Here is an 8,558-nt window from a genome sequence, read left to right as displayed (position 1 = left end):
TTGCCGTACAGACAGTCCGTTGCCTCGCAGAAAGAGCCGTCCAGCCCACAGGCCAGCAGCGTCAGGGCATGGGCCTCCTGTCGCAACACTGAAGAGGCAAAAGCCGCTTCCCGCAGTCTTTCCTCTCGCCCGGTTTTTGCCGTCATCCGCTCTCTGGCGTTTTCCACAGACATAACACCTCTGACACATCCGCGCTCTCCGGTATTCGAGGGGAGCGGGACGTTACAAATGACTTCGACAGTCGCACTGTCAATTTTTGAAAGTCAAAAAGTGGACAGAAATGAAATATCAGGCTGGATTTTATAATTATCTTTAAAAAAGCAGTTATGGGAAAATTTTTAAAATGGACATGAATATTGTCACCAGGAGCCTTTGAGAGTATTGTTCCACAAACATTCATTGACAGTGCGACTGTCGATGAATGCTCCATGTACGGCCAAAGACGGTCAGGCAAGACCGCGTCTGGCCAGCGCCGTTCACAGAAATCCCCTATCCTTCACGTTCGTCGTCTTCTGTTTTTACGCTTTGCCCCAGCCCTACCACGCGGCGCGCGGATGTATGCGCCCCCTTCCTTTATATGTCCCGCGCGGCAAGGGCGGGATGACGTTCCTGTTTCTGTCGCCCCTGCTGTTCCGGGCAAGACACGCGCTTACGGTCTGGGCGGCGGCCAGCAGCGAGGCTTGTCCCAGATGGGCGTAACGCATGGTCGTTCTGGGATCGCCGTGCCCCAGCAGTTTCTGCACTTCGTAGAGCGAGTGCCCGGCATTGACCAGAAAACTGGCGAAGGTATGCCGCAGGTCGTGAATGCGTACATCCGCAAGCCCCAGGCCGCGCCGCAACCTGTTCCAGAATATGTAGATGTCGGAGAGAGGTTTGCCCGGCCCACGGCCGGGAAAAAGCCAGGGACAGCCCGGCACGCGGGGAATGGAACGGATGACTTCCACAGCTTCGCCAGACAGTGAAATATGGCGCGGTTTGCCGGATTTGGAGACCGGCACGGTCAGCAGGCGCTGATCCGGACGTATGTTCTCCCAGCGGGCCTTGAGGATTTCGCTCTTGCGCGCGCCGGTCAGCAGAAGCAGGCGGATGGCTTTGGCTTCCTGCCGGTCGCTTTTTTCCAGCGCCCGCATGAGCCGCTGTGCCTCGTCTTGCGTGAGATAGCGTTCCCGTTGCGCGTGGATTTTGAAAGGCGGCACGCCCGCGCAGGGGGATTGTCCGGCGGGCAGAAGCCCACGCATTACGGCCAGAGAGCAGATTGTCTTGAAGACTGCCAGAATACGGTTGCAGGTGGCCGGAGCCAGACCATGAACCGACAGCCCGTGCAGCCAGTCTTCCACTTCGTGGCGTTGTATGTCGGCAAGTTCCCGCGCTCCGAACGTCGGGGACAGATGCTGCCGCGCAATGCGCTCATCCACGCGCCAGCTCCGCTTGCGGAGTTTGACGTGCGGCAGATAGACGTTTGAGACAAAGGCGTCAAAGATGGTGGAAGTATCGTGCCGCCCGGCCTGTGCGGGCGACTGATGTGCCGGGGAAGCTGGCGGCTGGTGATGGGCCATGTGCGGTTCTCCTGCTGGAAAAAGGGAAATGGCTTGCCATCTTGCATCAACAGCCTTCTTTGTTGAGCAGGACGGAGTCCGCACAGCGTATCATGGCTTTTTCAGCCGACTCCTGATCTGAAGAAGAGGCCATAGCCGAAGCAATCCGCATACGTCCGACTGAATATTGCATGGGCGGCAATTTTTTGCTTGACATGGTTTGACGCAGAAAATTTTCTGAGCATCTCTTCACCGTTGAGCAGGATTTACGTGGAGAATTTGATGCCTTCACAAAGCGGCATGGCAGGCGTGGAGAAATGATGATGCCGGGAGGCGTTTGACCTGCCCGGCATCTGGAGACTGGCTGCTGAAGGCTCATATAGTCCTCTGAAAGCCAGAAAAAATGTTGGTATTATAGTTGGTAGAAATATTTTAGAAATATTTTTTTATAAAATATTTCAATTTGTTATATATCTAACACGACTCCACTTTGGAATTTTACAAATTTCAAAGTTGGCACCGTGTGCAGCGTTAGAGCAATTTGATTTTCAAATTGCTCTAAGGTGACCTCTCTACATACAAAATTACTCTGACTACAGGAGGAAAATGGAATGCCCCTGGTCACGCCCGTCGCCCATTTTTCGCAGCCTACTCCCCGCGCAACAAGCAGGCAAGCCGGAAAACAGACGCGAAAAGGGGGAGCCGAGGCTCCCCCTTTTACAATCATCCTACGGGATAAATCCCGCGCAGAATCGGGCTTAGAAGCTGTACGCGAAGATCAGCTGGGCTTTCCAGGCGTCCTGCTTCTGGAACGAGCTGGAGTTGTTGGCCTTCTTCCAGGTGTCGTTGTCCATGAAGTTGGCAATATAGCCCAGCTCCAGGTTCACGTCGAAGTTTTCGTACATCTGGTAGGAGTTGACCAGGTTGAATTCCAGCAGGCCGTCGTTGGTGGTCAGGTACGGGGAAGCATTGCTGCCCCAGCCTTCATTCCAGGAATAGGCGTTGTTCATGTACTTGGCCATGGAGGTGGAGTTGGTGCCGCCCCAGTAGGCCACGCGGAAGGTGTGCTTGAGGTCTTCCAGGAAACTCATATCACGGACCTGCAGGCCCAAGCCCCAGGTACCGGAGTATTCCAGAGAGTTGTCAACCCACATCCAGCCGTAGTTGCCGTCGCCCATAAAGGAGGTGAAGTTGCCCATGGGCACGATGGAAGGCATGCGCTCGGAACCGTTCTTCACGTTGCCGTCATCGCCGGAACCGTACCAGCCGAAGATGCCGGGAACGCCCCAATCCATCTTGTATTCCACCAGGGCTTTGGCCAACCAGCCCTGACGCTCGGTGCTGCCGCGCTTATAGACGGTGTTATGGTTCTTGTAGGCATCATAACGGCCCATGGCTTCCACATAGCCGTAGTTGATGTCCACTTCGATGTTCAGCGGATCCCAGGCGGTGATGGCGAAGGGCAGACCGGCCCAGAACATGGAGCCATAAGCCTTGCTGGTTTTGCCGATGGGCCATTCGTTATTGGGGGTGCCGAAATAGGGACGCGTGGTAAAGGGCAGATTGCCGTCAGCCGTGGAACCAAGATCCGTGAGGGTGTTCTTGCCGGCAGCGCCGTACATGGCCCACGGGGTGATTTCAAAGCCGTCCAGCTTCACGGGCACCATCAGGGCGAACAGATCCATGTTGTCCAGGAAGTTCTGATTGTAGTGCTTGTTGTCGCCCCTCTGATAACCGAGGTAGTTGTCATTGGCGGGACGCGCCCACAAGGCAGTCAGGCCGACATTTTCGTTGAACTGATAAGAGGCGGTGATGCCGGCGGCGTCGGTGTCCATGATGGCGGAACCACCGGCCTTGTTGGGCAGGGTCACGCCCTGGATGCCCATGCGGAACTTCAGGTCGGTCTGCGGCACCATCCAGTCGATGTAGGCGCGCTTGAGCTTAATGGTGTTGGCGCCGTCAGCGCCCAAAGCGCCGCCGCCCACGCCGGCTCTATTGGAACCCCAAACCTGGTTGCCGATTTCAAAGAAAACCGTGCCCGACAGAGATTCGGAAGCCACGGCGTCCAACTGCAAGCGCACGCGCTGCTGCGCGGCGAACTTGTCGTTGCTGTTCAGCTTTTCTTTAGGGCCGTTGCCGGTACGGGTCTTGTTGATCAGCTGATTTTCGCCGCCGGCGAAGCCCATCAGCCACTGGCCCTTGGCCTTGAAATCAATGGCGCTGGCGCCCGTCGCCACGCCCAGCAGCATGCCAGCCGCCAACAGAAGCGTACAGATACGTTTCATGTTTTTTCCTTCCTCTCGTTTGAGCCCTCAAAAAGTTAAAAAAGTTGTCCTGTCCCATACAGGTTGACATACTGTTTATCGGCTTTCGGGTAGGAAGGCAAGGCTTTTTGTAAAAAAATTTTTACCGCCTCGCGCTTCGCCCCAAGACAAAGAAAAACCGGCCCCGAAGGACCGGCTGCCGGCACGGCAACATATATAAAGCTATAAAAAGTCCGGGTCCGCCGCCGCCTTGCCCCCGGCCAGCATGATCCGCACATAATGCAGGCCGTGCTCGTCCACCGGGATGATGGGGAAGGCAAGGCCGCAAGCATCGCAGGAGATCATCCGAGGTTCCGTGGGGCTGACCAGCGGGATATGCTTGCCGCATTGCGGGCACTGGTAGAAGAAGAGGATTTCCATGCCGTCCGGCGGCACGGGCGTCAGGGGACGGTTTTTCTTGTCAGCCATGCCGCACCTCTTTGGCGGCCAGATTCCGGCCGGTCATGGGCGCTGAGGGCTCCATGCCCCAGAGCCCGAGCAGGGTCGGGGCCACATCGGCCAGCTTGCCGTCGGCCAGAGCTGTGACGGCGCCGCCCGGCTCCAGCAGAATGCAGGGCACGGGATTGGTAGTGTGCGCCGTGTGCGGTTGCCCCTCGGGGGTCAGCATGACCTCGCAATTGCCGTGGTCCGCGATGATCAGCATGCGGCCGCCGCGCGCCTCCACGGCTTTGAGCATGCGCCCCACGCATTCGTCCACCACGGCACAGGCCTCCACCGCCGCCTTGAGCACGCCGGTATGGCCCACCATGTCGCCGTTGGCCAGATTGCAGACCACCAGGTCGTAAATGCCCTTGTCCCAGGCTTCCACAAACTTGTCGGCGACCTGGCGGGCGCTCATGGCCGGTTTGAGGTCATAGGTGGGCACGTCGCGCGGCGACGGCACCAGAATGCGGTCCTCGCCGCGGAAGGGTTCTTCCACGCCCCCGTTGAAGAAGTAGGTCACATGGGCGTATTTTTCCGTTTCCGCCAGGCGGAGCTGGCGCAGACCGGCCCGCGAAACCACCTCGCCCAGCCCCATGGTCACGGCTTCCTTGGGAAAGGCCACGGGAATGCCGAAATGCGCCTCATAGGAGGTCATGGACCCGATGCCCGCCAGTTTGGGCAGCGTGCCGCGCTCAAAGCCCTTGAAATCCGGCTCGATAAAGGCCTGGGTCAACTCCCGCATGCGGTCGGCCCGGAAATTGAAGAAAAAGAGCGCGTCCCCGTCGGCCATGCCCACGGGCTCCTCGGCCCCATCCGGGAGGGGAGCGCTTGCGCAGCGCACGGGCTTGACGAACTCGTCGGTGATGCCCTCGGCATAGGAAACCTCAAGGGCCTTCACCGCGTCCGGGGCCACGCGGCCCTCCGCGCTCTGCCCGTGGACCAGCAGATCCCAGGCGGCCTTGACCCGGTCCCAGCGCTTGTCGCGGTCCATGGCGTAGAAACGCCCCACCAGACCGGCAATGCGCGCCAGAGGCTGGTCCTTGAGATGCTCCTCCAGCGCGCGCGCAAAGCCCACGCCGCTTTTGGGGTCCGTGTCGCGGCCGTCCATGATGCAATGCACCCGCACGGGCACGCCCGCACGGGCGGCCATATCGCAGATGGCTTCCAGATGCCGGATATGGCTATGCACGCCGCCGTCCGAGAGCAGGCCCGCCAGATGCAGCCTGCCGCCGCTCTTTTTGAGCGTTTCCAGCAGCCCATTGAGCACCGGGTTGGCGGCAAAGGAGCCGTCCTCCAGGGCCACATCGATACGCGTCATGTCCTGGTAGACCACGCGCCCGGCCCCGATGTTCAGGTGGCCCACCTCGGAATTGCCCATGTAGCCTTCAGGCAGGCCCACGGCCCGGCCCGAGGCCGTCAGTTGCGCATGCGGGCAACGGGCGTTGAGGTTGTCCAGATTGGGAGTGGGCGCGAGATACGGCGCATTGCCGGGAGTGGGCGCGGCCAGGCCCCAGCCGTCAAGAATCAGCAGCAAGGTGGGAGTCATGCCGAGGCCTCCCCCCCGGGTCCGGCCGCCGAAGCCGCATGGTCGGAGGCGCGGGCCGGAGACTGGCCCCAGAGGGCCTCCAGACGGTACAGCTCCCGCACGGGCTCCAGAAAAATGTTGATGACGATGTCGTTCAGATCCACAAGGATCCACTGTCCGGCCTCATAGCCCTCGACGCGCAGATATTCGTAATTGCGTTCGTGGCAGAGAGCGGCCACCCCGTCGGCCAGGCTCTGGGCATGGCGCATGGACCCTGCGGTGAGCACCAGCAGGGCGTCGGCAAAGCCCCCCTGCTCGGTGAGATTGAGACTGACGATGCGTTCCGCCTTGTGTTCTTCAAGCCAGGCCGTGATGACAGCCAGCTTTTCGGCCAGGGGAACGTCCGCATAACGCTTGCGGCCCGGGCGCGCGGCCTGGGCCTCGGTATTTTCGGTAGAAGGAATCTGTTCCATGTCAAGCACATATCCCAAAGCCGGACTGAGAGCAATGGCGTGGTGGCCAAGGCGGCGGCACCGCGGAGTTCCAATGGATAGCCGCCGGAAGGCAAAGCCGTGCGCCGGGCCGGTTGACCCGGCCCCCACATTGCGGCATACCGGAGTGACGCCGCGCGCCGCGCGCGTTTCCCTGTTTTTCTGTCCCAGGGCATTTCAACTTTGAAATTGCTCTAGCGCCGCACACGATGCGGCGCGGATTCTGACGAAGCGGCCGAAGGGCTGTCCCCGTTGGCGACAACGGAGCCATACGAAGATCGACAGCAGCGATAACCACGTTTTTCGTCAGAATGCCGACTTTGAAATTTGCAAAATTTCAAAGTTAATCTGCTCTAGTTCCGCCATATAATAAGGAGTGGCCCGTGCTCTTCAATATCAAACAGGAAACCCTGCCCCGCGAGGAACTGGAAGCGCTGCAATTGCGCCGCCTGCGCGATCTCTGCAACCGCGTGTACGCCAATGTGCCCTTTTACCGCAAACGTTTCGACGAGATCGGGATCACCCCCGCGGACATCAAAACCCTGGCGGACCTGCGGCTCCTGCCCTTCACCGAAAAGCAGGATATGCGCAATCACTATCCCTACGGCCTGTTCGCCGTGCCCAGAGAAAACATCGTGCGCCTGCACGCTTCCAGCGGCACCACGGGCAAGGCGGTGGTGGTGGGCTACACGGCCCGCGACCTGGAAAACTGGGCGGAACTGGCCGCGCGCAGCCTTTCGGCGGCCGGGGTGAACCGCACGGACATCGTGCACGTGGCCTACGGCTACGGCCTGTTCACCGGCGGTCTGGGCGCGCACGGCGGCGCGGAATACCTGGGGGCCACGGTGGTGCCCGCCTCGGGCGGCGCCACGCGGCGGCAGGCCTTTCTGCTGCGCGACTTCGCGGCCACGGTGCTCTGCTGCACGCCCTCCTACGCCCTGCACCTCTGGGAGGCCGGACAGGAAGCGGGCATCGACTTCCGCGACCTGCCGCTGCGCATCGGCGTGTTCGGGGCCGAACCCTGGACCGAAGCCATGCGCCGGGACATGGAACAGAAAATGGGCATCGACGCCCTGAACATCTACGGCCTTTCCGAGATCATGGGACCGGGCGTGGCCATGGAGTGCGTGGACGCCAAATGCGGCATGCACCTCTGGGAGGACCACATCCTGCCCGAAATCATCGACCCGATCAGCGGCGAGCAGCTGCCGCCCGGCGAAGTGGGCGAACTGGTGCTGACCACCCTGACCAAGGAAGGCATCCCCCTGCTGCGTTACCGCACCCGCGACCTGACCAGCCTGGATTACACGCCCTGTCGTTGCGGGCGCACCCATGTGCGCATTTCGCGCCTGCGCGGCCGCAGCGACGACATGCTGATCATCCGCGGGGTCAACGTCTTCCCACAGCAGATCGAAGGCATTCTCATGGAGAGCGAGGGCCTCACGCCCAACTACCAGATCATTGTGGACCGCTCCAATAATCTGGACACGCTGGAAGTGCGCGTGGAAGTGAGCGATTCGCTCTTTGCCGACGAAATCCGCAAGCTCCAGATGCTGGAAGGCCGTTTGCAGAAGAATATCAAGGAATTTCTGGGCGTCACGGCCAAGGTGCGCCTGATGGAGCCGCATTCCATCCAGCGCTCCGAAGGCAAGGCCCAGCGCATTGTGGACAACCGCCTCAAGGATTGAACGCCGCGCCGGGATGCGGGCCGGGGATGATTTCAACAGTCCGTATTCCGGCGTTTTTCCGGCACAAAAGAGCGATTGGGAAAAAAGTTTCAGCCCGGCGCTTGACAGCCGGGAAAGGAACGCGTAAAAGATTTTTTCGCTGAGCGGGAGTAACTCAGTGGTAGAGTGTAACCTTGCCAAGGTTGAAGTCGCGGGTTCAAATCCCGTCTCCCGCTCCAATTTTTTTATCGGCGGCATAGCCAAGTGGTAAGGCAGAGGTCTGCAAAACCTCCATCTCCAGTTCAAATCTGGATGCCGCCTCCAGAGTATTTTCACGCCTCGCCGTTTCGTATATGCGGGAGTAACTCAGTGGTAGAGTGCAACCTTGCCAAGGTTGAAGTCGCGGGTTCAAATCCCGTCTCCCGCTCCACCGCCCTTTCTGCGGGAATAACTCAACGGTAGAGTGTCAGCTTCCCAAGCTGAAGGTTGCGGGTTCAAATCCCGTTTCCCGCTCCATAAAATCAAGCACTTACGACAAAAATCGTAAGTGCTTTTTGTTTGGGCACATGGCTTGGGCACATGAGTGGGCACTC

General features: G+C 59.7%; 6 protein-coding genes and 4 tRNA genes. 5 read left to right on the top strand and 5 right to left on the bottom strand.

Annotated elements, in window-relative coordinates:
- Positions 1-536 precede the first annotated feature (536 nt).
- From HMPREF1022_RS14555 to rsfS, 5 genes are all read right to left on the bottom strand, one after another.
- A complete protein-coding gene (locus HMPREF1022_RS14555) occupies positions 537-1,556 on the bottom strand; it encodes a tyrosine-type recombinase/integrase (RefSeq protein ID WP_009303733.1) in 1,020 nt (339 codons plus the stop codon).
- A 737-nt stretch (positions 1,557-2,293) separates the two neighbouring features.
- Positions 2,294-3,820: an outer membrane homotrimeric porin gene (locus HMPREF1022_RS14550; RefSeq protein WP_009303732.1), complete on the bottom strand. Its 1,527-nt coding sequence runs from the start codon at positions 3,818-3,820 to the stop codon at positions 2,294-2,296.
- Positions 3,821-4,021: 201 nt separating this feature from the next.
- The gene (locus HMPREF1022_RS14545) at positions 4,022-4,267 is read right to left on the bottom strand and encodes a hypothetical protein (RefSeq protein WP_008685473.1); all 246 of its coding nucleotides are present in this window, start codon (positions 4,265-4,267) and stop codon (positions 4,022-4,024) included.
- Positions 4,260-5,828 (bottom strand): 2,3-bisphosphoglycerate-independent phosphoglycerate mutase, encoded by a 1,569-nt coding sequence (gene gpmI, locus HMPREF1022_RS14540; protein ID WP_009303731.1) that lies wholly within the window; start codon positions 5,826-5,828, stop codon positions 4,260-4,262. The genes HMPREF1022_RS14545 and gpmI overlap by 8 nt, the downstream gene beginning before the upstream one ends.
- Positions 5,825-6,280, bottom strand: a complete 456-nt coding sequence (gene rsfS, locus HMPREF1022_RS14535) for a ribosome silencing factor (RefSeq protein ID WP_008685471.1) — start codon at positions 6,278-6,280, stop codon at positions 5,825-5,827. Before rsfS ends, gpmI begins: the two co-directional genes overlap by 4 nt.
- A 401-nt stretch (positions 6,281-6,681) precedes the next feature.
- Between rsfS and HMPREF1022_RS14530 the strand changes: the two genes are divergently transcribed.
- From HMPREF1022_RS14530 to HMPREF1022_RS14510, 5 genes are all read left to right on the top strand, one after another.
- Complete coding sequence (locus HMPREF1022_RS14530) at positions 6,682-7,986, top strand: phenylacetate--CoA ligase family protein (protein WP_008685470.1); 1,305 nt, start codon at positions 6,682-6,684, stop codon at positions 7,984-7,986.
- Positions 7,987-8,129: 143 nt separating this feature from the next.
- Positions 8,130-8,204 (top strand) — tRNA-Gly (locus HMPREF1022_RS14525).
- Between the two features lie 11 nt (positions 8,205-8,215).
- Positions 8,216-8,289: transfer RNA gene (locus tag HMPREF1022_RS14520), tRNA-Cys, on the top strand.
- A gap of 31 nt (positions 8,290-8,320) precedes the next feature.
- A tRNA-Gly gene (locus tag HMPREF1022_RS14515) sits at positions 8,321-8,395 on the top strand.
- Positions 8,396-8,406: 11 nt separating this feature from the next.
- Positions 8,407-8,481: transfer RNA gene (locus tag HMPREF1022_RS14510), tRNA-Gly, on the top strand.
- Positions 8,482-8,558: the final 77 nt, after the last annotated feature.

This window comes from Desulfovibrio sp. 6_1_46AFAA, from assembly GCF_000224635.1.
Taxonomy (GTDB): domain Bacteria; phylum Desulfobacterota; class Desulfovibrionia; order Desulfovibrionales; family Desulfovibrionaceae; genus Desulfovibrio; species Desulfovibrio fairfieldensis.
This window is presented reverse-complemented; position numbering and strand designations above follow the sequence as displayed.

Excerpts from the sequence above, each read along its gene's own strand:
- HMPREF1022_RS14555 (WP_009303733.1), bottom strand. The coding sequence starts at position 1,556 with ATGGCCCATCACCAGCCGCCAGCTTCCCCGGCACATCAGTCGCCCGCA.
- HMPREF1022_RS14550 (WP_009303732.1), bottom strand. The coding sequence starts at position 3,820 with ATGAAACGTATCTGTACGCTTCTGTTGGCGGCTGGCATGCTGCTGGGC.
- HMPREF1022_RS14545 (WP_008685473.1), bottom strand. The coding sequence starts at position 4,267 with ATGGCTGACAAGAAAAACCGTCCCCTGACGCCCGTGCCGCCGGACGGC.
- gpmI (WP_009303731.1), bottom strand. The coding sequence starts at position 5,828 with ATGACTCCCACCTTGCTGCTGATTCTTGACGGCTGGGGCCTGGCCGCG.
- rsfS (WP_008685471.1), bottom strand. The coding sequence starts at position 6,280 with ATGGAACAGATTCCTTCTACCGAAAATACCGAGGCCCAGGCCGCGCGC.